Source organism: Lacticaseibacillus paracasei subsp. paracasei (genome assembly GCF_000829035.1).
GTDB classification, from domain to species: domain Bacteria; phylum Bacillota; class Bacilli; order Lactobacillales; family Lactobacillaceae; genus Lacticaseibacillus; species Lacticaseibacillus paracasei.
In genome coordinates this window covers 2,594,805-2,621,273 of record NZ_AP012541.1, presented here as the reverse complement: position 1 = coordinate 2,621,273, position 26,469 = coordinate 2,594,805, and the positions used below count along the sequence as shown (strand labels likewise).

At 48.5% G+C, this 26,469-nt stretch carries 10 protein-coding genes, 10 tRNA genes, 3 rRNA genes and 3 pseudogenes; 23 read left to right on the top strand and 3 right to left on the bottom strand.

Annotated features, from left to right (window positions below):
- The first annotated feature begins 9 nt into the window (after positions 1-9).
- The 23 genes and pseudogenes from LBPC_RS16610 to rpoC all read left to right on the top strand — a co-directional run bounded on the left by LBPC_RS16610 (position 10) and on the right by rpoC (position 24,231).
- A pseudogene (locus LBPC_RS16610) lies at positions 10-1,042 on the top strand (WxLIP family cell surface protein).
- Positions 1,015-2,097 carry a WxL protein peptidoglycan domain-containing protein gene (locus LBPC_RS12880; RefSeq protein ID WP_016376448.1) on the top strand — a complete coding sequence of 361 codons (1,083 nt, stop codon included), beginning with the start codon at positions 1,015-1,017 and terminating at the stop codon, positions 2,095-2,097. Before LBPC_RS16610 ends, LBPC_RS12880 begins: the two are co-directional and overlap by 28 nt.
- Before the next feature lie 219 nt (positions 2,098-2,316).
- Positions 2,317-3,216: a WxL domain-containing protein gene (locus tag LBPC_RS12875; RefSeq protein ID WP_003662725.1), complete on the top strand. Its 900-nt coding sequence runs from the start codon at positions 2,317-2,319 to the stop codon at positions 3,214-3,216.
- Between the two features lie 256 nt (positions 3,217-3,472).
- A complete protein-coding gene (gene hslO, locus LBPC_RS12870; RefSeq protein ID WP_003576457.1) occupies positions 3,473-4,357 on the top strand; it encodes an Hsp33 family molecular chaperone HslO in 885 nt (294 codons plus the stop codon).
- Positions 4,358-4,419: 62 nt separating this feature from the next.
- The gene (dusB, locus tag LBPC_RS12865) at positions 4,420-5,421 is read left to right on the top strand and encodes a tRNA dihydrouridine synthase DusB (RefSeq protein ID WP_003576455.1); all 1,002 of its coding nucleotides are present in this window, start codon (positions 4,420-4,422) and stop codon (positions 5,419-5,421) included.
- Between the two features lie 139 nt (positions 5,422-5,560).
- On the top strand, positions 5,561-7,057 hold the full coding sequence (lysS, locus tag LBPC_RS12860; protein WP_003658719.1) for a lysine--tRNA ligase: 1,497 nt from the start codon (positions 5,561-5,563) through the stop codon (positions 7,055-7,057).
- 416 nt (positions 7,058-7,473) lie between these two features.
- Positions 7,474-9,043 (top strand): 16S ribosomal RNA (locus LBPC_RS12855).
- 86 nt (positions 9,044-9,129) lie between these two features.
- A tRNA-Ile gene (locus tag LBPC_RS12850) sits at positions 9,130-9,203 on the top strand.
- Positions 9,204-9,237: 34 nt separating this feature from the next.
- Positions 9,238-9,310, top strand: a tRNA-Ala gene (locus LBPC_RS12845).
- A gap of 160 nt (positions 9,311-9,470) precedes the next feature.
- Positions 9,471-12,388: ribosomal RNA gene (locus LBPC_RS12840) — 23S ribosomal RNA — on the top strand.
- Positions 12,389-12,586: 198 nt separating this feature from the next.
- Positions 12,587-12,703 (top strand): 5S ribosomal RNA (gene rrf / locus LBPC_RS12835).
- The 16S, 23S and 5S rRNA genes sit together here with 10 tRNA genes alongside, the layout of an rRNA operon.
- 8 nt (positions 12,704-12,711) lie before the next feature.
- Positions 12,712-12,784, top strand: a tRNA-Val gene (locus tag LBPC_RS12830).
- 2 nt (positions 12,785-12,786) lie between these two features.
- Positions 12,787-12,859: transfer RNA gene (locus tag LBPC_RS12825), tRNA-Lys, on the top strand.
- Positions 12,860-12,876: 17 nt separating this feature from the next.
- Positions 12,877-12,959 (top strand) — tRNA-Leu (locus LBPC_RS12820).
- Positions 12,960-13,034: 75 nt separating this feature from the next.
- Positions 13,035-13,106: transfer RNA gene (locus LBPC_RS12815), tRNA-Gly, on the top strand.
- An 11-nt stretch (positions 13,107-13,117) separates the two neighbouring features.
- A tRNA-Leu gene (locus tag LBPC_RS12810) sits at positions 13,118-13,203 on the top strand.
- Positions 13,204-13,214: 11 nt separating this feature from the next.
- A tRNA-Arg gene (locus LBPC_RS12805) sits at positions 13,215-13,288 on the top strand.
- 49 nt (positions 13,289-13,337) lie between these two features.
- Positions 13,338-13,409, top strand: a tRNA-Gly gene (locus LBPC_RS12800).
- A 4-nt stretch (positions 13,410-13,413) separates the two neighbouring features.
- Positions 13,414-13,487: transfer RNA gene (locus tag LBPC_RS12795), tRNA-Pro, on the top strand.
- A gap of 125 nt (positions 13,488-13,612) precedes the next feature.
- A complete protein-coding gene (locus LBPC_RS12790) occupies positions 13,613-14,080 on the top strand; it encodes a CtsR family transcriptional regulator (RefSeq protein ID WP_003567591.1) in 468 nt (155 codons plus the stop codon).
- 39 nt (positions 14,081-14,119) lie between these two features.
- Complete coding sequence (locus LBPC_RS12785) at positions 14,120-16,627, top strand: ATP-dependent Clp protease ATP-binding subunit (RefSeq protein ID WP_003662979.1); 2,508 nt, start codon at positions 14,120-14,122, stop codon at positions 16,625-16,627.
- A gap of 329 nt (positions 16,628-16,956) precedes the next feature.
- Positions 16,957-20,556 (top strand): DNA-directed RNA polymerase subunit beta, encoded by a 3,600-nt coding sequence (rpoB, locus tag LBPC_RS12780; RefSeq protein WP_003567588.1) that lies wholly within the window; start codon positions 16,957-16,959, stop codon positions 20,554-20,556.
- Between the two features lie 12 nt (positions 20,557-20,568).
- Positions 20,569-24,231, top strand: coding sequence for a DNA-directed RNA polymerase subunit beta' (rpoC, locus tag LBPC_RS12775; RefSeq protein WP_013246086.1), 3,663 nt, complete (start codon positions 20,569-20,571; stop codon positions 24,229-24,231).
- 190 nt (positions 24,232-24,421) lie between these two features.
- Here rpoC and LBPC_RS12770 read toward each other — a convergent pair.
- From LBPC_RS12770 to LBPC_RS16600, 3 genes and pseudogenes are all read right to left on the bottom strand, one after another.
- Positions 24,422-24,799, bottom strand: a pseudogene (locus LBPC_RS12770) (peptidase); the annotation flags it as partial.
- Between the two features lie 58 nt (positions 24,800-24,857).
- Entirely contained in the window at positions 24,858-25,874 is a 1,017-nt protein-coding gene (locus LBPC_RS12765) for an IS30 family transposase (protein ID WP_011674639.1), read from the bottom strand.
- A gap of 102 nt (positions 25,875-25,976) precedes the next feature.
- A pseudogene (locus LBPC_RS16600) lies at positions 25,977-26,141 on the bottom strand (peptidase); the annotation flags it as partial.
- Positions 26,142-26,469: the final 328 nt, after the last annotated feature.

Here is a 26,469-nt window from a genome sequence, read left to right as displayed (position 1 = left end):
GAATGACTTTTGCAATGGAAACGAGGGCGGTGGCTGATTGCTGCCGCGGCATGCATACTGGTCGGTCTCGCACCGCAAAGCGTGGTCGCCGCCAGTAAAACCGAAACAACTGACTTTGAAGTGCAGCCGGTTTTGCCTGATGCGCAAGCAAATATGAAACTGAATTATTTTGATTTGGTGTATTCAAAAGATACAACGCACACCATCCAGATGCGAGTTCAAAATATTTCTGATAAGAACATCACAGTCAAGAGCGACTTACGAAACGCCTATACCCAAGATGGCGGCGGTATCGACTTTACACCGAGCACGAAGAATCTTGACCGAAGTCTGAAAAACGCCATTTACAACCGTTGCAACCTTAGACAAAGGTGGCGCCACGATTCAATTAGCACCGAAACAGATGAAGGTCATCAGTGCAACCATCAAAATGCCAAAACAGCGATATGATGGCATGATTTATGGTGATTGGCATTTTATCGAACATGTTGATAAAGGCGAATCTGGCGGCAACGCGGTTGGCTCGAACTATGCTTACTCAGTTGGGGTGGTTTTACGTGGGCAGAATTATGAAGTTTTTCCGAACGTCAAGTATGACGAAACAAACCCAATCTTATTTCAAAAACATCCCGCACTTGGCGTAACGTTGCGTAATGTTGAACCGATGGCAATCTCAAAAGCAAATGTCAGTGTTGCAGTGGGGATGGATAGCGGCGATGTTAAAACGTACAAAGCTGATAATTTCATGATTGCCCCTAACTCGAAAATGGTCTTTCCGGTCTCATGGAGTTATGAATCAATGAAGCCCGGCACCTATCACATTAAGGTCACACTCAAAGGCTTGAACACGCAAAATCGTTTTCCAATGAGCTGGACGTTTAAGAAGACGATGAAGGTTAGTAACGTTCAGGCTAAGAGTATCAACGAACGTGCTATCAAGAAACCAGTCAATCACTGGCTTTATGCAACGATCGGGACAGGCGTCTTGCTATTAGCCAGTCTGGGGGGACTGCTATGGACTTTCAAGCTTCGTCCACGATGAAGAACGACTGGCAAGCCTTGCGATTAGTCCTCATCGGTGTTCTTGGTATTGCTTTGATGAACATGTTTACTTTTACAAATCTTGTAAGCGCTACCGTCTCTAACAGCCAGCAAGCACTGATGGTCGCGCCAGTTTTACCTAGTGACAATCATGTTGGTAAAAACGCTGGCTACTTCGATCTCGATCTTCCTAAAAGTGAGCGACGAACCATTACAGTACAGGCATACAACGCTAGCGCAAAAATCTTAAAAGTGAATGCCGAAATTCTTGATGCGCAAACAGGAGCTAATGGCGTTGTTAGTTATGTAAAAGCCACTCAGGTGAATCGTAAATATCTACCGATCGCCGGGAGTGACTTAGTGAAGATTGATCGTCAATTTGAGCTCAAGCCGGGAGAAACGCGACAACTGCCAATTGTTTTGAAGCCGGGGAAAGGGCAGCCACGAGGAACTTATTTGTCAGCAATTCGCTTGTCAGCCTTAGCACCATCAACAACAGATACAAGTGTCCAAAACCGAATTGCTTATACGCTTGGCCTCGTCCTGCACAACGGTCATGTTGCTGGCAGCGTTAGCAACTTAAGGATGGGGCAGACATCTTTGGTACAAAAACGATCAGGATTTCAGTTGCGATCTCAAGTACAAAATCCTAAACGAATTTTTTTAAAGGATGTTTCAGCCAAGATTAATCTGACAAGCGCAACGAGTCGCTTTTTCTCATTAACTGTCACCCGGGAGTTGCCACGAATCGCGCCACAAACAGTCTTTGATGTAACACGACTGATAACCGGACAAAAATCAGTGGCAGGTGAATATAAACTGACGAGTCGACTGAAACAAGGCAAACAGGTAAGAGAAGACACACGGTACGTCAAAATCACTGGTTCAGGAGAACTGGTTACAAGTTCGGCAACTGCTTACCAAATTGCCCAACGAAAATGGCTTTGGGTCAAACTTGTAATTGTGTTGGTTGTTTTACTACTGATTAGTTTCTTTATTTATCGGCACGTTCGCCGCAGCAAAGGAGGTGATGCTGTTGAAAGCACTGATCGCTAAATTTTCCTACCGACGCGTCAAGTGGTTTTGGATTGGTCTGTCCATCCTGCTGCTCATCGCCTTTGTGACGTGTCTTGTCTTTACGATCAAGACATACAACGATTTTAATACCTGGAAGACGGTCAATCTGTTCTGATCGTCAAGCTATCGCTTATTGAAACTGTTTTATACCGTGGATAAATCCATGATGTAAAAAATTTTAAGAGGAGGAATTTCAAAATGAAATTCACTAAAATGACAAGTGCGTTGGTCGCGGGTGCAACTTTACTTGCCGGTTTGGCAATCGCTGCCCCAGCGGCAACGCAAGCAGCTACTGTTCAAGGTAATGCAGGCGTTAACGGTGGTCAGGCACTACCGCAAGACGCCAAGACAACCGCGGGGATTTCCTTTGGTCAACTGCCGCCAACTGGTAACACCGGTTATCTGCGACTGCAAATGGTTCCTAAGATTTTGGACTTTGGTAACCACGAACAGTTCTTCTCAGATTACCCGGTTTTCACTGCTGACGGACAAAACGCAGGGCGGGCTGACAATACTCGCTATCCAAGTTATAAGAGCGGTAATACAAACTTGACCGCTGTCCTTAATACTGATGACACCGCTTTGGCTAATGTTAAGGGCAAGGCTTGGACAACGGTTGTTGATAAGCAAACCACGCGTACCGATGCTGAAAGTGCTGAAGATAAAACTGGCCAAACCAACAGTAAAGCTGGGGATTGGACCCTGAGCGTCAAGGCAGACGGCCCGCTTTCATTGAAGGACGACAATGGTGCCGATACTGGTAAGACGATTGACAATGCGACATTGACCATGCTGAACACCGCTTATGGCCAGACTGGCAATGTCTACGGTTTGACCAACGAATCGCAAGATGATGGCTTCACGCCGGTTGGTGCATTGGTACCATTGACTGACATCAGCAAAACAACAACGATGACCTTGAGTGGCACTGACACCAATCATCAGGTTGCACATGCGGCTACAGGTGAAGGTGAAGGCTCTAACGTCTTTGGTTGGGACAAGACTAATATCAAACTGGTGCTGCCTAAGACATCAGTCGTTAATAACGGTACGTACGAAACCACGTTAACTTGGACTTTGGCAACAGGCCTGAACTAAATTCAATTGACATCTTAAGCTTTTCACTTGGCCGGAACATAGGCCGAACGTGACCAAAGCTTTGATTAGTAACAATCAATACCTCGCTGATAGAAAGGCGGGGTATTTTTTATGGAAAGAAATGGACAGAGCTTTGCGACAAATATAAAAGGTGTTTATCCACGCTTGTTCAGACGACTACGATAGCCGCATCTTTTCAATAACATCCATCTCTGGTAAAATAGCCACGTTTACCTTTCAGAAAAGAGGACCCTACATGAGTGACTATATCGCGAGCGCATTGTCGCGTGATGAACATTTTCGAATTTTCGCTGCTGATGCGACTCAAACAGTGCGTGAAGCGCAGCGGCGCCATGATACTTGGAGCGCTTCATCGGCTGCACTTGGTCGGACGCTTGTTGCCACAGCATTGTTAGCGGCTTCCGGGCTGAAAAACGCAGACGATATGCTGACGGTTCGCATTAAGGGCGACGGTCCCGTTGGCGCACTTGTCACGGATGGTACCAATGTTGGAACAGTACGCGGCTATGTTGAAGAACCGCACGTTAACTTGCCGCTGAATCTGGTCGGTAAAATCGACGTTGCGCGGGCTGTTGGCAAACGTGGCTTACTAGCAGTGACGAAAGACATTGGCGTCGGCGATCCTTTCACTGGGCAAGTTCCTTTGGTTTCTGGTGAGTTGGCAGAAGATTTTACCTATTATTTAGCCAAGTCAGAGCAAATTCCGGCTGCAGTTGGCCTGTCAGTCTTCGTCAATGCCGACAACACGATTCAGGTGGCCGGCGGTTTCATGTTGCAAGCCTTGCCTGGTGCCAACGATGCGGAGCTCTCTGAACTTGAAGCCAACGTCAAAACTTTACCGTTGGTTTCTGAATTATTAAAAAGCGGCCTGACACCAGAGCAAATTATTCAGCGAATTGCCGGTGACGAACCAGTCCAATTTCTTGATGCGCAGCCGTTAAAATTTGCCTGCAATTGTTCAAAAGAACATTTTGGCGATATTATGGCAACTTTACCGCATGCTCAATTACAGGAAATGATTGATCAGGACGGTGGTGCAGAAACCACGTGCAAGTTCTGTGGCAATCAATATCATTATAGTGTGGCGGACTTGGAAGCCTTGATGGCCCGACACGAATAGTTGCAGTTGACACTTATTTTAAGTAAAGTTAGCAAGGCGCAAGCAAGAAAGAGGTGGCCTGTATGTGGCATATTGCCGATGTTGAAATTCCGAATCGCTTAGTTGTTGCACCAATGGCGGGTGTGACTAACGCGGCCTTTCGGGTAACGGCTAAAGAATTCGGTGCCGGGTTAGTGGTCTGTGAAATGATCAGCGACCGTGGGATCATGTATAAAAACGAAAAAACTCTGAATATGTTATTTGTAGATCCGCGTGAACATCCGATTTCTATTCAGATTTTTGGCGGTACCAAAGAGACTTTAGTGAATGCGGCTAAGTTTGTGGACCAAAACACGGCAGCCGACATCATTGACATCAACATGGGGTGCCCGGTACCTAAAGTGACGAAGACAGATGCCGGGGCGCACTGGCTGCTGGATCCTGAAAAAGTTTATGAAATGGTTGCAGCTGTAACAGATGCCGTCTCTAAACCAGTGACAGTCAAAATGCGGACTGGCTGGGACGAGAACCATGTCTATGCTGTTCAGAATGCCCTAGCTGCAGAACGGGGCGGTGCCGCGGCGCTTGCCATGCATGGTCGTACCCGTAAACAGCTTTATGCTGGTCATGCGGACTGGAACATTTTGAAAGAAGTGAAGCAGCACCTCACGATTCCGTTCATGGGCAACGGTGACGTTCGTACCCCGCAAGATGCTAAGCGGATGTTAGACGAGGTTGGTGCTGATGCTGTTATGGTTGGCCGTGCGGCATTAGGTAATCCGTGGGTATTGAAACAGATGTCGGCTTATCTGGAAGACGGCGAATTGATCCCGGAACCAACACCGCGCGAGAAAATTGCGACAGCAAAGCTGCAATTACAACGGCTGGTTGACCTTCATGGCGAACATCAGGCCGTTCGGGAATTTCGGATGCAGGCAGCTTACTACTTGAAGGGAATTCCGCGCTCGGCTAAAACCAAAGCCGCGGTGAACATGGTTGATACGCAGGCAGAGGTTGATCACATCTTTGATGATTTTGTTGAACAAACCGAAGAGCGCGCCCGCGAACGGCAAGCTAAAGCATAAATTAGCATTGTTTCATTGACACACGCCTGTCCACTTTTGCTGGTCAGTGACGAGTGTCTTTTTCTTAGAGTAGGTTGCTTTTTGGATGTAAAATTGTCATCATCAAAGAGTGGTAAAAATTGAAACGGAGGAACATGTGTTGGCTAAGGATAACGGACAGCAACCAGAAATGAATGACCAAATGATTGCGCGGCGAGAAAAGATGGAAGCCTTGCGTGAAGCGGGCATCGATCCATTCGGGCACCGATTTGACCGGACCCATACCGCAGCGAAAGTGCGCGAAGAATTCGGTGAAGATGATAAAGAGACACTGTTGGATGAAAAACCAGAAGTGACAATTGCCGGCCGGATGATGTCTAAACGTGGCAAAGGCAAGGTTGGATTTGCGGATATTCGTGATCGTAGCGGGAAGATGCAGATCTATGTACGTAAAGATGTCGTTGGCGATGACAACTACATGATCTTCAAAAAGGCCGATCTTGGCGATATTCTTGGTATCAGCGGTGAAGTCATGAAAACTGATTCTGGCGAGCTGACGGTTAAAGCCAACCATGTGACCCATCTTGCTAAGGCACTCCGCCCATTACCTGATAAGTGGCATGGTCTGACCGATGTCGAGCAAAAGTATCGGAAGCGTTACCTTGATCTTATTTCTAATGAGGACAGCTTTGATCGTTTTGTTAAGCGAACCAAGATTGTCAGTGCTGTCCGTGAATACTTGGACAACAATGGTTTCTTGGAAGTCGAGACACCAGTCTTACACAATCAGGCTGGCGGGGCGAATGCTCGTCCATTCGTGACTCATCACAATGCACTTGATATTGATTTATATTTGCGGATTGCTCTTGAACTGCACTTAAAGCGTCTAATTGTTGGCGGCATGGAACGTGTTTATGAAATTGGCCGAGTTTTTCGGAATGAGGGGATTGATACCAAGCATAATCCCGAGTTCACTGAACTTGAAACTTATGCCGCCTACTGGGATTTGACAGATGTTATGACCGAAACTGAAGGGATTTTCCGGTTTGCTGCGCATAAGGTGCTAGATACCGGGAAGCTCACCTATCAGGGGATGGCGATTGATCTGGACGCACCGTTTGCCCGAATTAATATGTTGGACGCCATTAAAGACAAGACTGGCGTGGACTTCTGGCCTGAAATGAGTGTCGATGATGCGCGTAAACTTGCCGATGAACATGATGTTCACTATGAACCTTATTGGAAGGTGGGCCATATTATCAGTGCCTTCTTCGATCAGTTTGTCGAAGAGACGCTCATTCAGCCGACCTTCATCACGGGCCATCCAATCGAGGTTTCACCACTGGCAAAGAAGAATCCAAAAGATCCGCGGTTTGTTGAACGTTTTGAACTATTTGTTGGTGGCGGTGAATACGCCAATGCCTTTACAGAATTAAACGATCCAATTGATCAACGCCAGCGTTTTGAAGCGCAGGCAGCTGAAAAGAGTGCTGGTAATGACGAAGCACAAGGTATCGATGACGATTACGTTGAAGCTTTGGAATACGGCATGCCGCCAACTGGTGGTCTCGGAATCGGGATTGATCGCTTAGTCATGTTGCTGACTGATGCACCATCCATTCGCGATGTCCTTTTGTTCCCAACATTGCGGCCATAACCAATCATGATATGTCGCCCTTGTGGCGGCATTTTTTATTTTCCGAAAGATATGACGGCCACCAGGATATAAGTAGCACAAATCACGGATAATATTGTGCTATTATTCGCTAACATTCGGAGAGTGATTTTTAATTGAAAAAGTTGTTGACGATGGCGCAAACCGTTGGTATGATAAAAAGCGTCGTAAATGAGCAACAACGATTACCGATCAGGTATGAAAAAAAGTTATTGACAAGCATTGATTGCTTGTGATAATATATCAAAGTTGTCTTTTGACAAGGTCGTCCTTTGAAAACTGAACAAAGTTTCGTTTAAATGTGCAGGGTCCTTGGTACTTTGGTACCGAGGCAAAAAGTAACATTTGCGAAGTCAATTCGCTAGAACAACAAATCGAGCTATTCGAACAGCTCATATTTATATGAGAGTTTGATCCTGGCTCAGGATGAACGCTGGCGGCGTGCCTAATACATGCAAGTCGAACGAGTTCTCGTTGATGATCGGTGCTTGCACCGAGATTCAACATAGAACGAGTGGCGGACGGGTGAGTAACACGTGGGTAACCTGCCCTTAAGTGGGGGATAACATTTGGAAACAGATGCTAATACCGCATAGATCCAAGAACCGCATGGTTCTTGGCTGAAAGATGGCGTAAGCTATCGCTTTTGGATGGACCCGCGGCGTATTAGCTAGTTGGTGAGGTAATGGCTCACCAAGGCGATGATACGTAGCCGAACTGAGAGGTTGATCGGCCACATTGGGACTGAGACACGGCCCAAACTCCTACGGGAGGCAGCAGTAGGGAATCTTCCACAATGGACGCAAGTCTGATGGAGCAACGCCGCGTGAGTGAAGAAGGCTTTCGGGTCGTAAAACTCTGTTGTTGGAGAAGAATGGTCGGCAGAGTAACTGTTGTCGGCGTGACGGTATCCAACCAGAAAGCCACGGCTAACTACGTGCCAGCAGCCGCGGTAATACGTAGGTGGCAAGCGTTATCCGGATTTATTGGGCGTAAAGCGAGCGCAGGCGGTTTTTTAAGTCTGATGTGAAAGCCCTCGGCTTAACCGAGGAAGCGCATCGGAAACTGGGAAACTTGAGTGCAGAAGAGGACAGTGGAACTCCATGTGTAGCGGTGAAATGCGTAGATATATGGAAGAACACCAGTGGCGAAGGCGGCTGTCTGGTCTGTAACTGACGCTGAGGCTCGAAAGCATGGGTAGCGAACAGGATTAGATACCCTGGTAGTCCATGCCGTAAACGATGAATGCTAGGTGTTGGAGGGTTTCCGCCCTTCAGTGCCGCAGCTAACGCATTAAGCATTCCGCCTGGGGAGTACGACCGCAAGGTTGAAACTCAAAGGAATTGACGGGGGCCCGCACAAGCGGTGGAGCATGTGGTTTAATTCGAAGCAACGCGAAGAACCTTACCAGGTCTTGACATCTTTTGATCACCTGAGAGATCAGGTTTCCCCTTCGGGGGCAAAATGACAGGTGGTGCATGGTTGTCGTCAGCTCGTGTCGTGAGATGTTGGGTTAAGTCCCGCAACGAGCGCAACCCTTATGACTAGTTGCCAGCATTTAGTTGGGCACTCTAGTAAGACTGCCGGTGACAAACCGGAGGAAGGTGGGGATGACGTCAAATCATCATGCCCCTTATGACCTGGGCTACACACGTGCTACAATGGATGGTACAACGAGTTGCGAGACCGCGAGGTCAAGCTAATCTCTTAAAGCCATTCTCAGTTCGGACTGTAGGCTGCAACTCGCCTACACGAAGTCGGAATCGCTAGTAATCGCGGATCAGCACGCCGCGGTGAATACGTTCCCGGGCCTTGTACACACCGCCCGTCACACCATGAGAGTTTGTAACACCCGAAGCCGGTGGCGTAACCCTTTTAGGGAGCGAGCCGTCTAAGGTGGGACAAATGATTAGGGTGAAGTCGTAACAAGGTAGCCGTAGGAGAACCTGCGGCTGGATCACCTCCTTTCTAAGGAAACAGACTGAAAGTCTGACGGAAACCTGCACACACGAAACTTTGTTTAGTTTTGAGAGGATAACCTCTTCACGCCTATCGGGCCTATAGCTCAGTTGGTTAGAGCGCACGCTTGATAAGCGTGAGGTCGATGGTTCAAGTCCATCTAGGCCCATCAAGCGTACGCTTGTTAATTGAACAACCCTTATGGGGGATTAGCTCAGCTGGGAGAGCGCCTGCTTTGCAAGCAGGAGGTCATCGGTTCGATCCCGTTATCCTCCATTGGCCGAAAGGCCAATGACCGACGAAAGTCGGCTACTTTGTTCTTTGAAAACTGGATATCATTGTATTAATTGTTTTAAATTGCCGAGAACACAGCGTATTTGTATGAGTTTCTGAAAAAGAAATTCGCATCGCATAACCGCTGACGCAAGTCAGTACAGGTTAAGTTACAAAGGGCGCACGGTGGATGCCTTGGCACTAGGAGCCGATGAAGGACGGAACTAATACCGATATGCTTCGGGGAGCTATAAGTAAGCTTTGATCCGGAGATTTCCGAATGGGGGAACCCAGTACACATCAGTGTATTGCTTGTCAGTGAATACATAGCTGGCCGGCGGCAGACGCGGGGAACTGAAACATCTCAGTACCCGCAGGAAGAGAAAGAAAACTCGATTCCCATAGTAGCGGCGAGCGAAGTGGGAAGAGCCCAAACCGAGAAGCTTGCTTCTCGGGGTTGTAGGACTGGACATTGGAGTTACCAAAGTCCGACGTAGTCGAAGTCAGCTGGAAAGCTGCGCCACAGAAGGTGAAAGCCCTGTAAGCGAAACGTCGAACCCTCCGTCCAGGATCCTGAGTACGGCGGAACACGTGAAATTCCGTCGGAATCCGGGAGGACCATCTCCCAAGGCTAAATACTCCCTAGTGACCGATAGTGAACCAGTACCGTGAGGGAAAGGTGAAAAGCACCCCGGAAGGGGAGTGAAACAGTTCCTGAAACCGTGTGCCTACAATTAGTCAAAGCCCGTTAATGGGTAATGGCGTGCCTTTTGTAGAATGAACCGGCGAGTTACGTTTGCTTGCGAGGTTAAGATGAAAAGTCGGAGCCGTAGCGAAAGCGAGTCTGAACAGGGCGAATGAGTAAGCAGATGTAGACCCGAAACCAAGTGACCTACCCATGACCAGGTTGAAGGTGTGGTGAAACACACTGGAGGACCGAACCCATGTATGTTGAAAAATGCTGGGATGAGTTGTGGGTAGCGGTGAAATTCCAAACGAACTTGGAGATAGCTGGTTCTCTCCGAAATAGCTTTAGGGTTAGCCTCGGAGGATGGATCATGGAGGTAGAGCACTGTTTGAACTAGGGGCCCATCAAGGGTTACTGAATTCAGATAAACTCCGAATACCATCGATCTTACTCCGGGAGTCAGACAGTGAGCGATAAGGTCCATTGTCGAAAGGGGAACAGCCCAGATCACCAGTTAAGGTCCCTAAATTTATGCTAAGTGGAAAAGGATGTGGCGTTGCACAGACAACTAGGATGTTGGCTCAGAAGCAGCCACCATTTAAAGAGTGCGTAATAGCTCACTAGTCGAGTGGCACTGCGCCGAAAATATACCGGGGCTAAGCATAATACCGAAACTGTGGGTGCACCCGTAAGGGTGCGCGGTAGGAGAGCGTTCTAAGGGCGTTGAAGGTCGATCGTGAGGACGGCTGGAGCGCTTAGAAGTGAGAATGCCGGCATGAGTAGCGAAAGATCAGTGAGAATCTGATCCACCGTATGACTAAGGTTTCCTGGGGAAGGCTCGTCCTCCCAGGGTTAGTCGGGATCTAAGGCGAGGCCGAGAGGCGTAGTCGATGACAAGCAGGTTGAGATTCCTGCACTAGTTTATTTTGTTTAAGCGATGGAGGGACGCAGGAGGCTAAGGAAAGCGCACGGCTGGAAATGTGCGCCCAAGCAGCAAGTCTGACAGCGAGTGAAATGCTTGCAGTCTTAAGGACAAGCTGTGATGGGGAGCGAAATTATAGTAGCGAAGTTCCTGATGTCACACTGCCAAGAAAAGCTTCTAGTGAGAAATAAACTACCCGTACCGCAAACCGACACAGGTAGTCGAGGAGAGTATCCTCAGGTGAGCGAGCGAACTCTCGTTAAGGAACTCGGCAAAATGACCCCGTAACTTCGGAAGAAGGGGTGCTGACCGCAAGGTCAGCCGCAGTGAATAGGCCCAAACAACTGTTTATCAAAAACACAGGTCTCTGCTAAATCGTAAGATGATGTATAGGGGCTGACGCCTGCCCGGTGCTGGAAGGTTAAGAGGATGAGTTAGCGCAAGCGAAGCCCAGAATTGAAGCCCCAGTAAACGGCGGCCGTAACTATAACGGTCCTAAGGTAGCGAAATTCCTTGTCGGGTAAGTTCCGACCCGCACGAAAGGCGTAATGATTTGGGCACTGTCTCAACGAGAGACTCGGTGAAATTATAGTACCCGTGAAGATGCGGGTTACCCGCGACAGGACGGAAAGACCCCATGGAGCTTTACTGTAGCTTGATATTGAGTGTTTGTACCGCTTGTACAGGATAGGTAGGAGCCGTAGAGATCGGAACGCTAGTTTCGATGGAGGCGTTGGTGGGATACTACCCTAGCTGTATGAACACTCTAACCCGCGCCACTAATCGTGGCGGGAGACAGTGTCAGGTAGGCAGTTTGACTGGGGCGGTCGCCTCCTAAAATGTAACGGAGGCGCCCAAAGGTTCCCTCAGAATGGTTGGAAATCATTCGCAGAGTGTAAAGGTATAAGGGAGCTTGACTGCGAGACTGACAAGTCGAGCAGGGACGAAAGTCGGGCTTAGTGATCCGGTGGTTCCGTATGGAAGGGCCATCGCTCAACGGATAAAAGCTACCCTGGGGATAACAGGCTTATCTCCCCCAAGAGTCCACATCGACGGGGAGGTTTGGCACCTCGATGTCGGCTCATCGCATCCTGGGGCTGTAGTCGGTCCCAAGGGTTGGGCTGTTCGCCCATTAAAGCGGTACGCGAGCTGGGTTCAGAACGTCGTGAGACAGTTCGGTCCCTATCCGTCGCGGGCGCAGGAAATTTGAGAGGAGCTGTCCTTAGTACGAGAGGACCGGGATGGACGTTCCGCTGGTGTACCAGTTGTGCCGCCAGGCGCATCGCTGGGTAGCTATGAACGGCAGGGATAAACGCTGAAAGCATCTAAGTGTGAAGCCCCCCTCGAGATGAGATTTCCCATTCCTATATGGAAGTAAGACCCCTGAGAGATGATCAGGTAGATAGGCTGGAAGTGGAAGTGCAGCGATGCATGGAGCGGACCAGTACTAATCGGTCGAGGACTTAACCAAGTAAGAGTGTGAGCAGGAGCGGTTAGAAACCGGAGCATAAGCGGGCCTGAGCGTGATGGCCGGGCTTTGGCCATTGCGGTCAGGGTCCTTATGTGCAGGTTTCTGCGACTGCGAACACGTTTCGATGACAAGTACGTTAAGTTCAAGGCAGCAATTAAACAATGATAGCCAGTTTTGAGAGCGCAAAGTTCTCATAAGTGTGGTGGCGATAGCAAGAAGGATACACCTGTTCCCATGCCGAACACAGAAGTTAAGCTTCTTCACGCCGAGAGTAGTTGGTGGGAAACTGCCTGCGAGGGTAGGAAGCTGCCGCGCTTACATATGGAGGATTAGCTCAGTTGGGAGAGCGTCTGCCTTACAAGCAGAGGGTCACAGGTTCGAGCCCTGTATCCTCCATTGAGCCGTTAGCTCAGTTGGTAGAGCAACTGACTTTTAATCAGTGGGTCGACAGTTCGAGCCTGTCACGGCTCATTTTTAACCCACCTTTTGCGGGTGTGGCGGAACTGGCAGACGCGCTAGATTTAGGTTCTAGTGGTTTTTGACCGTGGGGGTTCGAGTCCCTTCACCCGCATTGTACTGTGAAGTAAAAGCTCGGTTCCAATAGGTGGTTTTTTCTCCCCGGTCTCAATAATTGAATATGCGGTATGCGGAAGTAGTTCAGTGGTAGAACATCACCTTGCCATGGTGGGGGTCGCGGGTTCGAATCCCGTCTTCCGCTTTTCACTTTATGCCGGGGTGGCGGAATTGGCAGACGCACAGGACTTAAAATCCTGCGGTCAGTGATGACCGTACCGGTTCGATCCCGGTCCTCGGCATTTTGTTGAATGCACCCATAGCGCAATTGGATAGAGTGTCTGACTACGAATCAGAAGGTTGTAGGTTCGACTCCTACTGGGTGCATCATCGACCGCTACTAAGCTGGCGCCGATTAGAACTAAATACTCGGAATGCGGAAGTAGTTCAGTGGTAGAACATCACCTTGCCATGGTGGGGGTCGCGGGTTCGAATCCCGTCTTCCGCTTCCTCGGGAAGTAGCTCAGCTTGGTAGAGCACTACGTTCGGGACGTAGGGGTCGCAAGTTCGAATCTTGTCTTCCCGATTCTTGGATCACGAATAGTCGTGGTCTTTTTTTTGCGTTCAAAGTCATAAATTTGTATAAACGGACAGATGTCAGTATAATGTGTAATAGTCAAGATTGGTCAAAGTCAAAAAGGATTGAATGACATGCAGCGTGAGAACATTTCGGACATCATTGAAACCTATCTAAAAACGATATTGGCGCAAGAAGCGGCTGTTGAAATCAGACGCGCTGAAATTGCTCGTCGTTTCAATTGCGTACCTTCACAGATCAATTATGTGATCAAAACCAGATTCACACCTGCTCGCGGTTATATCGTAGAGAGCAAACGTGGTGGCGGTGGCTATATTCGAATCGTGAAGGTCAAATTGACAGATGATCAGGATCTCATTCAGATCATGCGACAGCATATTCCAAGTCGTTTGCGGATGCGGGATGCCCGAGATTTGATTCAGGAATTATTTGATAACGGGTTGATCGCCCGCCAGTCTGGCAACCTGATGCTCGCGGTGATGGATCATGAGACGTTGGGCATCTTCGACCAAGGGGCAGAAGAGCATCTACGATCGCGTTTGTTCCTTGCATTTTTGGATCGTTTGCGGTATGAAAGATGAAACAGTTTATCATCAGTTTTTAAAAAAGGGAGCGTGCTTATGGACAACTTATTTACCCCTAGTGCTAAAAATGTATTGCTTTTAGCCCAGGAACAAGCGAAGTACTTCCATCATCATGCTGTTGGGACAGAACATTTGCTCATGGCACTGGTCATGGAAAAAGATGGTATCGCTGGTAAGACGCTGCGTCAGTTAGGGGTCACTGAAAATGATGTCCATGACGAGATCGAGCGCTTCACAGGGTATGGGACTGTTGATGCCGCTGGTCAAGCTAGTGATAGTTATTTGCCTTACTCACCAAAAGGTAAAGAGATTTTGGCGTTTGCAGGTGACGAAGCAAAACGGTTAGGTGCTTTAAAGATCGGTACCGAGCACGTTTTGCTTGGCTTGCTACGTGAAGATGACATCTTGGCAGCACGGATTTTGCAAAACCTTGGTCTCAGTCTTTCGAAGACGCGTCAGATGGTTTTCAAGAAGATGGGGATTGCGGACACTGCAGCAAAGCGTCGCCCAATGGCACGTGGCGGTGCTCGTCAAGATGGACAAGGTACGCCAACGCTAGATGGTTTGGCGCGGGATTTGACTCAAATGGCGCGCGAGAATCGGATGGATCCGGTTGTTGGGCGTGACAAAGAAGTACGCCGGCTGATCCAGATTCTGGCACGGCGGACAAAGAACAACCCTGTACTGATTGGCGAACCTGGTGTTGGTAAAACTGCAATTGCAGAAGGCTTTGCTGAGAAAATTGTGTCTGGTAAAGTGCCGGATGACATGGTCAACAAGCGTTTGATGATGCTTGACATGGGTTCACTTGTCGCTGGCACCAAGTATCGTGGTGAGTTTGAAGATCGGCTGAAGAAGATCATTGATGAAATTTATAAAGATGGCAATGTCATTTTGTTCATTGATGAATTGCATACTTTGATCGGTGCTGGCGGCGCAGAAGGCGCTATTGATGCTTCCAATATTTTGAAACCGGCATTAGCTCGTGGTGAATTACAATTGATCGGTGCCACGACCTTAGATGAATATCAAAAGTATATTGAAAAAGATGCTGCTTTGGAGCGGCGGTTTGCGACGATTCAAGTCGACGAACCAACTGAAGAAGAAGCTGAACAAATTTTGAAGGGCTTGCGTCCTCGTTATGAGGCGCATCACGGTGTCACGATTACTGACGAAGCGCTGCATCAGGCGGTGGTTTTGTCATCACGGTACATCACGACACGGTTTTTGCCTGACAAGGCAATTGATCTAGTTGACGAAAGTGCGGCGAAGGTTCGCTTGGACAAGGCCAATGTTGAGACGAAGGCCGACAAGCTTCAGGATGAACTGGCCAAGCTGGTAGCTGATAAAGAAGTCGCTATTGACCATCAAGATTTCGAAACGGCTGCGAACATCCGGACTCAGGAAGCTGATTTAAAAACGAAGTTGGCCGACACGCCTGAACCAGTTAATGAAAGTGGCGTTCGAACTGACATTAAAGTGACGGGCGACGATGTGGCAGAAGTGGTTTCTCAATGGACCGGTGTGCCAGTCACCCAGTTGCAGAAAAAAGAATCCGATCGCTTGGTTAACTTGGAGAAGATCCTGCATGAGCGGGTTGTTGGCCAAGACGAAGCAGTTTCCGCTGTTGCGCGTGCTATCCGGCGTGCTCGTTCTGGTTTGAAAGATCCGACGCGGCCAATTGGTTCCTTCATGTTCCTCGGGCCGACAGGTGTTGGGAAAACGGAGCTGGCTAAGGCGTTAGCCGAGGCAATGTTTGGTTCTGAGGATGCCATGATCCGGGTTGATATGTCTGAGTACATGGAGAAATTTAGTACCAGTCGGTTGATCGGCGCGGCCCCTGGTTACGTTGGTTACGACGAAGGCGGTCAACTAACCGAAAAAGTCCGCAACAAGCCTTACTCGGTTGTGTTGTTGGACGAAGTTGAAAAGGCGCATCCAGATGTCTTTAACATTTTGTTGCAGGTGCTGGATGATGGCTATTTAACCGATTCGAAGGGTCGGCGGGTTGATTTCCGTAACACGATTTTGATCATGACCAGTAATATCGGCGCAACCGCTATTCGTGACGATAAGACTGTTGGCTTTGGTGCCAAGGATCCACAAGCTGACTTTAACGCCATGAAGAGCCGGATGCTGGACGAACTTAAAAAAGCGTTCCGACCAGAATTCCTTAACCGAATTGATGAAACCGTGGTCTTCCACAGTCTCAACAAGGCTGAGCTGCATGAAATCGTTAAGATCATGACGAAGACAGTGCTTAGTCGCATTAAGGATCAAGGGATTGACGTTAAAATTACCCCAGCCGGTATTGACGCTGTCGCCGCTGCCGGCTTCGATCCAGAGTACGGTGCACGTCCAATTCGGCGGGCACTGCAAACCGGTGTCGAAGATCAGTTAAGTGAACTCTTATTGACAGGCCAAGCTAAAACCGGTGACTTGATCCAAATCGGTGCTAAAAAAGGCAAGCTGACATTTACTGTTAAAGAGAACAAAGGCAAGCAAAAAGAAAACGGTGCTTCAAAAGAACCCGTTAAAGCCTAGTGTTAATAATGAAGAAATCGCGGCTGATAGGTTGCGATTTCTTTTTGGCTTTGCTTGCGCAGCACGGATCAACCTCCGCTTGACATCGTTGATTGATACGCGTATTATGAATCTAATCGCATTTCGGTTTGGACAGGCTGTCAGGACGATCTATTGTCCGTTCTGACTAATGAAAAAGCAAAAACAGCAGGCTGGTTGAAGGTCGATCTGTTTTTGGTTTTTTTTTGCTCAAAATGTCTGCGGGATGGTCGTTGTCATGTAAATTTAACAATGTTTACATTACTTTTACAATCAACCTAAGCCGGAAAATCTTACAAGGGGTGAATAATTTGGCAGGACACTTAGTGAATTATGGTAAGCACCGGACACGCCGGTCCTATGCCCGGATCAAGGAAGTTTTGGATCTTCCTAATCTGATCGAGATCCAAACGAATTCTTACCAATGGTTCCTCGATGAAGGTCTCAAAGAAATGTTCGACGATATTATGCCGATCGATGACTTTCAAGGGAAACTGTCACTGGAATTTGTCGGCTATCAACTGCTGGAACCAAAATATACTGTTGAGGAAGCACGCCAACACGATGCAAACTACTCTGCACCGTTGCATGTGACCTTGCGTTTAACCAACCATGAAACAGGCGAGATTAAGAGCCAAGATGTGTTCTTTGGCGACTTCCCGCTGATGACCAAACAAGGGACGTTTATTATTAATGGTGCCGAACGGGTCATCGTTTCTCAGTTGGTCCGTTCACCTGGCGTTTATTTCCATAGCGAAACAGACAAGAACTCACGTGTCACTTATGGCACAACCGTGATTCCTAACCGGGGCGCCTGGCTTGAATATGAAACTGACGCCAAAGATATCGCGTATGTCCGAATCGATCGGACACGGAAGATTCCGCTGACCGAATTGGTTCGGGCGTTGGGCTTCGGTTCCGATCAAGACATTATCAACATGTTTGGTGACAATGATTCCTTGATGCTTACGCTTGAAAAAGATGTGCATAAGAACACGGATGATTCCCGTACGGACGAAGCGTTGAAGGATATCTACGAACGTCTACGTCCTGGCGAACCAAAAACAGCCGATTCATCGCGGTCTCTTTTGTATGCCCGCTTCTTCGACCCGAAGCGTTATGATCTTGCTTCGGTTGGTCGTTACAAAGTGAATAAGAAGCTGAGCCTTAAGACCCGGCTTTTGAATCAGGTTTTGGCAGAAACACTGGCCGATCCTGATACTGGTGAAGTCATTGCGCAAAAGGGCACCAAGGTTGATCGTCAAGTGATGGACAAGTTGGCACCATATCTTGACCGCGACGATTTCAAGACCATCACCTACCAACCTTCCGATCAAGGCGTTGTCACTGATCCGATCGAATTACAGAGTATCAAAGTATACTCACAAGTGACCCCTGATAAAGAAATCAATTTGATTGGTAACGGTCATATTGGTAAAAAAGTGAAGCACATCGTCCCAGCTGATGTTTTGGCATCAATGAACTACTTCCTGAATCTTCAGGAAGGCTTGGGTTCAATTGATGACATTGATCACTTGGGTAACCGGCGGATTCGTTCCGTTGGTGAACTGTTGCAAAACCAATTCCGGATCGGGCTTTCTCGGATGGAACGTGTTGTCCGTGAGCGGATGTCCATTCAAGATACCGCTACGGTAACACCGCAACAATTGATCAACATTCGGCCAGTTGTAGCTTCTATCAAGGAATTCTTCGGCAGTTCCCAACTGTCGCAGTTTATGGATCAGACGAATCCGCTTGGTGAGTTAACGCATAAGCGTCGTCTGTCTGCTCTTGGACCTGGTGGGTTGACGCGTGACCGTGCCGGTTATGAAGTCCGGGACGTTCACTACACCCATTATGGCCGTATGTGTCCGATTGAAACGCCTGAAGGCCCGAACATCGGGTTGATTAACAGTCTTGCTTCTTATGCGGTTGTTAATCCTTATGGTTTTATTGAAACGCCATATCGCCGTGTTTCTTGGGATACGCATAAAGTTACCGACAAAATCGACTATTTGACTGCCGATGAAGAAGATAACTACATCGTTGCGCAGGCGAACTCGCCTTTGAACGACGATGGTTCCTTTGTTGACGAAACCGTTCTGGCTCGTCACAAGGATAACAACATTGAAATTTCTCCAGACAAAGTTGACTACATGGACGTTTCGCCTAAACAGGTTGTTGCGGTCGCAACGGCTTGCATTCCTTTCTTGGAAAACGATGACTCCAACCGTGCTTTGATGGGTGCGAACATGCAACGTCAGGCTGTGCCGTTGGTTAATCCGCATGCCCCACTTGTTGGGACTGGGATGGAATACAAGGCAGCCCATGACTCCGGGACAGCGGTTTTGGCTAATAACGCTGGTACCGTTGAATATGTTGATGCTAAGCAAATTCGGGTTCGTCGTGAAGATGGCGCCTTGGATGCCTACAACTTGATGAAATTCAAGCGTAGTAACGCCGGTAAAAACTACAACCAGCGGCCAATCGTGACCATCGGCGATCATGTTGATGTTGACGAAATCATCGCTGATGGGCCAGCCATGCAAAATGGTGAATTAGCATTGGGACAAAACCCGATCATCGCCTTCATGACTTGGAACATGTACAACTACGAAGATGCGATTGTACTCTCCGAACGACTCGTTAAAGATGATGTTTACACCTCAATCCATATTGAAGAATATGAATCTGAAGCACGTGACACCAAGCTTGGACCTGAAGAAGTAACGCGTGAAATTCCAAACGTCGGTGAAGAAGCCCTTAAGGATCTGGATGAATTTGGTGTCGTTCGTGTCGGCGCTGAAGTGCGTGACGGTGATATTTTGGTCGGCAAGGTTACACCTAAGGGCGTTACTGAATTGTCAGCTGAAGAACGGTTACTGCATGCGATCTTTGGTGAGAAAGCACGTGAAGTACGTGACACCTCGCTGCGGGTTCCCCATGGCGGCGGCGGGATCATTCAAGACGTTAAGATCTTTACTCGTGAAGCCGGCGATGAGCTGTCTCCTGGTGTGAATATGATGGTCCGCGTTTATATTACGCAGAAGCGGAAGATTCAGGTCGGTGATAAGATGGCCGGTCGTCACGGGAACAAAGGGACGGTTTCCGTCGTTGTGCCTGAAGAGGACATGCCATACTTGCCAGACGGTACCCCAGTTGACATCTGCTTGTCACCAATGGGTGTGCCAAGTCGTATGAACATCGGACAGGTGCTGGAATTGCATCTGGGGATGGCTGCACGTAACTTGGGCATTCATGTTGCAACGCCTGTTTTCGATGGCGCCAACGATAAAGATCTGTGGGCAACCGTTAAGGAAGCCGGTATGGCATCTGATGGTAAGTCTGTCTTGTATGACGGTCGAACTGGTGAACCATTCGAAAACCGTGTTTCTGTCGGAATCATGTACTACATGAAACTGTCTCACATGGTTGACGATAAGATTCATGCTCGTTCCATTGGACCTTACAGTTTAGTTACCCAACAGCCACTTGGTGGTAAAGCTCAGTTTGGTGGTCAGCGTTTTGGTGAAATGGAAGTTTGGGCCCTTGAAGCTTATGGCGCGGCTTATACTTTGCAGGAAATCCTGACTTACAAGTCCGATGACGTGGTTGGCCGGGTTAAGACCTATGAAGCCATCGTTAAGGGCGAACCGATTCCTAAGCCGGGTGTACCAGAATCCTTCCGTGTGCTTGTCAAAGAATTGCAAGCACTGGGTCTGGATATGAAGGTCCTTGGCGCGGATAAAAAAGAAATTGAACTGCGGGACATGGACGACGACGAGGATGACATTGTTTCTGTCGATGCCTTGGCGAAGTTTGCTGCTCAGCAGGAAGAAAAGAAGGCTCACGAAGCCGCAGCACAAGCAACTGACGGTAAGTCTGCCAACAGTACCGACGATAAGAAATAGGAGGTTAGCCCTTTGATTGATGTCAATAAGTTTGAAAGTATGCAAATCGGCTTAGCCTCGCCAGATAAAATCCGTAGCTGGTCCTATGGGGAAGTTAAAAAACCTGAGACCATCAACTACCGGACGTTAAAACCTGAGCGGGACGGCTTGTTCGATGAACGCATCTTCGGACCGACCAAGGACTGGGAATGTGCCTGTGGCAAGTACAAGCGGATTCGTTATAAGGGAATCGTTTGTGATCGCTGCGGTGTTGAAGTTACTCGTTCCAAGGTTCGCCGTGAGCGGATGGGTCATATCGAACTAGCCGCACCGGTTACCCACATCTGGTACTTCAAGGGCATCCCAAGTCGGATGGGTCTGGTACTGGACATGTCACCGCGGTCACTCGAAGAGATCATTTATTTTGCATCCTACGTTGTGATCGATCCTGGCGATACGCCGATGGAGAAAAAGCAGCTCCTGACCGAACGTGAATATCGTGAAAAACGCGAAGAATACGGTCAAACCTTCAATGCCAAGATGGGTGCTGAAGCCATCAAGGAATTGTTGCAGGATGTTGAGCTTGATAAAGAAGTTGCCGAATTAAAGGAAGACTTGAAGTCAGCCCAAGGCCAAAAGCGGACTCGTGCGATTCGCCGGTTGGATATTCTGGATGCCTTCAAGGAATCCGGTAATGATCCAGCTTGGATGGTCATGGACACGATCCCAGTTATCCCACCGGATCTGCGGCCAATGGTTCAACTTGAAGGTGGCCGTTTTGCCACTTCCGATCTGAACGACTTGTATCGACGGGTTATCAACCGAAATAATCGGTTGAAGCGCCTGCTTGATCTCAATGCGCCAAGTATCATTGTTCAAAACGAAAAGCGGATGCTGCAGGAAGCGGTTGATGCTTTGATTGATAATGGTCGTCGTGGCCGTCCGGTTACGGGGCCAGGTAATCGCCCGCTCAAGTCCCTATCACACATGCTGAAAGGGAAGCAAGGCCGGTTCCGTCAGAACTTGCTTGGTAAGCGTGTCGATTACTCCGGCCGTTCCGTTATTGATGTCGGCCCATGGCTGAAGTTCTATCAATGCGGTGTACCACGTGAAATGGCATTGGAACTGTTCAAGCCATTTGTGATGCGCGAATTGGTTAAGCGCGACATGGCTAGCAACATCAAGAATGCTCGTCGCAAGATTGATCGCCAAGATGATGATGTTTGGGACGTGCTTGAAGATGTCATCAAGGAACGTCCAGTGCTGTTGAACCGTGCACCTACCTTGCATCGACTTGGGATTCAGGCATTTGAACCTGTCCTTGTTGATGGGAAGTCCATCCGGTTGCACCCGCTGGTCTGCGAAGCTTATAACGCTGACTTTGATGGTGACCAGATGGCGATCCATGTACCGCTATCTGACGAAGCGATGGCTGAAGCACGGATGCTGATGTTGGCTGCACACCATATTTTGGCACCAAAAGATGGCAAGCCAATCGTTACGCCATCACAGGACGTTGTGCTGGGTAACTACTACCTGACCATGGAACAAAAAGGCCGCGAAGGTGAAGGCATGATCTTTAAGGACACCAACGAAGTGTTGATGGCCTTGCAAAACGGTTATGTCCACTTGCACAGCCGCATCGGGATTGCGACTAATTCCTTTACGGACAAGCCGTTTACCGATGATCAGAAACAAAAGATCATGGTCACCAGTGTTGGTAAGGCGATCTTTAACGAGATTATGCCGAAAGACTTCCCATATTTGAATGAACCGACGCAGGATAACATCGTCAATGGTGTGCCGGATAAGTATTTCATCGATAAGGGTGAAGACATCAGCGACTACCTTGAAGATGCACCGTTAATCGATCCATTCAAGAAAGGCTTCCTGTCTGACATCATTGCGCAAGTCTTCAAGGTCTATAAAGTTCAACGGACCAGTGACTTGCTGGATGATATGAAGACTTTGGGCTATACGCAGTCCACTAACTCTGGCTTGACTGTCGGGATCGCGGACATTACTAACTTGAAGGAAAAGCCTGAAATTGTCGAAGCTGCCCATAAGAAGGTTGCCACTGTTTCCAAGCAGTTCCGTCGTGGGTTGATTACCGACGAGGAACGGCATGATCGGGTTATCCAGATCTGGAATGATGCCAAAGATGATATTCAGCAGAAGCTGGTTGATTCGTTTGACCCGAACAACCCAATTTCGATGATGTCCGATTCAGGTGCTCGTGGTAACATTTCTAACTTTACACAGCTTGCCGGCATGCGTGGTCTGATGGCTGCGCCAAACGGTGGGATGATGGAAGTGCCTGTTATCTCGAACTTCCGTGAGGGCCTGTCCGTCATGGAAATGTTCATGTCAACTCACGGTGCTCGTAAAGGGATGACCGATACGGCGCTGAAGACGGCTGATTCAGGTTATCTGACTCGGCGGCTGGTTGATGTTGCACAGGATGTCATTGTTCGTGAAGAGGACTGCGGTACCGACCGTGGCTTAGTTGTCAGTGCTATCCGTGAAGGTAATGAAATGATCGAACCGTTGTATGATCGACTGGTTGGTCGTTTCACCATGAAGGATGTGCTGGATCCGAAGAGTGGCGAAGTGCTCGTCAAGCGCAATACCTTGATGGACGAAGATACTGCTCAGATGATCGTGGATGCCGGGGTTGAATCCGTCACGATCCGTTCGGTCTTCACTTGCAACACCAAACATGGGGTCTGCCAGAAGTGCTACGGTCGTAACATGGCCACTGGCGAACAAGTTGAAGTCGGCGAAGCTGTCGGGACTGTTGCTGCGCAATCTATCGGTGAACCTGGTACCCAGCTGACCATGCGGAACTTCCATACTGGCGGTGTTGCCGGTGGCGAAGATATTACGCAAGGGCTGCCTCGTGTTCAGGAAATCTTTGAAGCTCGTAACCCTAAAGGTGAAGCTGTGATTACGGAAGTGACCGGTGAAATTACGGCGATTGACGAAAATCCAGCTGAGCACACACGGGAAATCACGGTCAAAGGTGAAACCGACACCCGGACTTACAGCGTGCCATATGCTTCCAGTGTGGCAGTTGCTGAAGGCGACCACATTAATCGTGGCGAACGCCTGACTGGTGGTTCGATTGATCCTAAGCAATTGATTAAAGTGCGCGATGTCATGGCCACCGAAAATTACCTGCTTTCTGAAGTTCAGAAAGTTTACCGTATGCAAGGTGTTGATATCGGCGATAAGCACGTTGAAGTGATGGTCCGCCAGATGCTGCGCAAGATCCGGGTCATGGATCCAGGCGACACCAACATCTTGCCAGGAACCTTACTCGATATTGCTGACTTTAAGGAAAAGAATACGCAGGCAATTATCAGTGGCGGTATCCCTGCTACTGGTCGGCCAGTTCTACTGGGGATCACCAAGGCTTCCTTGGAGACCAACAGTTTCCTGTCTGCCGCTTCCTTCCAGGAAACGACACGGGTATTGACCGATGCCTCGATTCGCGGCAAGAACGATCCGCTGATCGGTTTGAAGGAAAATGTCATCATTGGGAAGATCATTCCGGCTGGTACCGGGATGGCAACGTATCGACACGAAGAACCAAAGAGTGTCGGCACGGTTTCCGACAGTGTCTATTCGATTTCAGACATCGAAAAGCAAATGAAAGCAAAAGACGGCCAGCAAGGCGATACGGACAAAAAGTAATCGCGTGAACTGACAGTTAAACCAAAAAGAAGCGGCGTAAACATCTGAAAAGATGCTTGCGCTGCTTTTTTGGTGAGCGCGAGTAGGAGCGTTTAGAAACTGGAACGTAAGTGGCCTTGAAGCTCAATGACATGGGGTGGTCACTGAGCTTCAAGGTCCTTACGTGTAGGTTTCTGCGACTGCGAGCGCGTTATAGTCCGCCATTGACCAAAGCAAAGCACGCATAACCAGCCGCTAAATGACTGATCATTGGCAAACTCGGCGGGCGGGCAACTATCCAATGCAGGCAGGCGGTTCCGCAAGCAATCAGTGTCACGATTAACGCTGCCTCGAGTCGTAAAACGCAGGCCAGCAAGGCAATTAACATCACATCCGCACTCCCAAGCCCTTGCGACACAACGGCTAAACCGCCAATCATGACAGCAAGTAGCATCATGCCGAAAAGGTCATGGGGAAAACAAACCAGCAAAGTCAAACACCAACCAGTAAAGCTGAAGAAAGGAACCGTTCGCTCATGCCAGTCAGCCACGCTAAAGATGATTAAGCCTGAGGCAAGCAAAAAAGTTACCTCAATTTTCAAGTCAAGTGCAACGATGATAACGAATTCTTGATAGTGGTCTAGGCTGTTACGCCATGCATCGGTAGTAATCGCATGGGCGAAGATAGTTCAGAATACGTCTGGGACGATGGTTCAGTGCGGATTGGACTGCTTGAATTTCAACCAGGGTAATTGCTCTGAGAGACTTCCCTTTCGGGAAGAATTCCCTAAGCAGTCCATTGGCGTTCTCGTTTGTGCCACGCTCCCAAGGCGAGTACGGATGTGCGAAGTAAATCTGGGTTCCAACAATCTCTGATAACTTGGCAAACTCGGAACCATTGTCAAAAGTGATACTCTCAAATTCCTTGGCCCCGTAGTCGTCGATCGTGTCCTGCAAGGCTTTAAGGCAGGTGCCCGCATGATAGTCAGGAATCTTGACGATGATCTCAGTCCGGCTGTACCGTTCTGTGAGCGTCATTAATGCTGGCTCATCAGCTAAGCGAATACCCTTGACCAAGTCGCCTTCCCAATGTCCCACGCCTGTGCGGTCATTCACGGCCGCAGGACGCAACTCGATTGAGTCGCCGTATATCTTCTTATTCTTGCGCTTGTGGGCGTTCTTATAGCCTTTGATGCGGCGTCGGAGCTTCTTGGGAAGTGTCATGTTGTCTAGCTCAAGCAGCCCGGCGTCGATGTAGCGATACACAGTTGTCGTTGAAGGGCAAGCCTTGCCCTGGTCGCGATAGAAGTGTACGAAGCTATCAACGCTGTGTACGCGCGGCTTACGAGTAAGCTCCCTGGAGAGAGCCTTGAAGAACGCACGGCCGGTCTTAAGAAAGGCGTAGTGACCGGTTCTATCGCGTTTACGGTCGTGCATGGCTTGGGCAGTTTCCGCAAGATAGACTTGATGCGAGTGACGCTTCGAGTCGAGCTGAGTTACAGATCCACGCGTGATTTCTCGTGAGATTGTCGCTTTACTGCGATGAAGCTTCTGTGCAATCACGGTCGCGGTGTCACCAGCAGCCTGAAGGGCCTGAATTGTAGCACGGTCGCTAAAACTGAGTTGTTGGTAATGCTTGTGGGTGTTAGTCTGAGAGTGGGTCATGAAGATTCCTGCTTTCTTGTTTAGCTAGCACTAACAAGAATAGGTCTTCATGGCCTTTATGGTCTAGTCGTCAGGGTGTTGCACTTGAATTGTAAACTGGGGAAGCAAAAAAGTTAACCAAGTATGGATGCTTAATCCAAAGAGGAAGGCTAACAGACAGTGAAAACAACGGGTTGCCAAGCTGTGCTGGCGAACTAAGTACAGAACAATGAGCAAAAGTACGGTTATTAGCATAGCATTCACCTCTTCATGAAGCAGATTTCGCATTTGTTTTTCTTCTTGCACAAGTAAAAAGCAGATGATAATGGGCTAAAAAAGCTCTATTGTTAACGCTGTCAACTTCTGAAAAAATCGATATTTAATAAACCTGTCTAACAGTACATTTTTTAATTGGCTGCAACACCTGATGTGTAAGGATTTAAAAGCAAATCACCACTAGGCGAAAAGAATAAACATAAGCATATATATTTAATGAATATTCTTTATAATCCCTTCAATATTTATAGAAATGTTATACAATGATATTGAGCGGAGCGTAAATTAATGTATCCATAAATTATAGGTTAATGGTCTCAGGGGGAGATACCAAGTAGGT

Excerpts from the sequence above, each read along its gene's own strand:
- LBPC_RS12785 (WP_003662979.1), top strand. The coding sequence starts at position 14,120 with ATGGACAACTTATTTACCCCTAGTGCTAAAAATGTATTGCTTTTAGCC.
- LBPC_RS12790 (WP_003567591.1), top strand. The coding sequence starts at position 13,613 with ATGCAGCGTGAGAACATTTCGGACATCATTGAAACCTATCTAAAAACG.
- LBPC_RS12875 (WP_003662725.1), top strand. The coding sequence starts at position 2,317 with ATGAAATTCACTAAAATGACAAGTGCGTTGGTCGCGGGTGCAACTTTA.
- hslO (WP_003576457.1), top strand. The coding sequence starts at position 3,473 with ATGAGTGACTATATCGCGAGCGCATTGTCGCGTGATGAACATTTTCGA.
- dusB (WP_003576455.1), top strand. The coding sequence starts at position 4,420 with ATGTGGCATATTGCCGATGTTGAAATTCCGAATCGCTTAGTTGTTGCA.
- LBPC_RS12880 (WP_016376448.1), top strand. The coding sequence starts at position 1,015 with ATGGACTTTCAAGCTTCGTCCACGATGAAGAACGACTGGCAAGCCTTG.
- LBPC_RS12765 (WP_011674639.1), bottom strand. The coding sequence starts at position 25,874 with ATGACCCACTCTCAGACTAACACCCACAAGCATTACCAACAACTCAGT.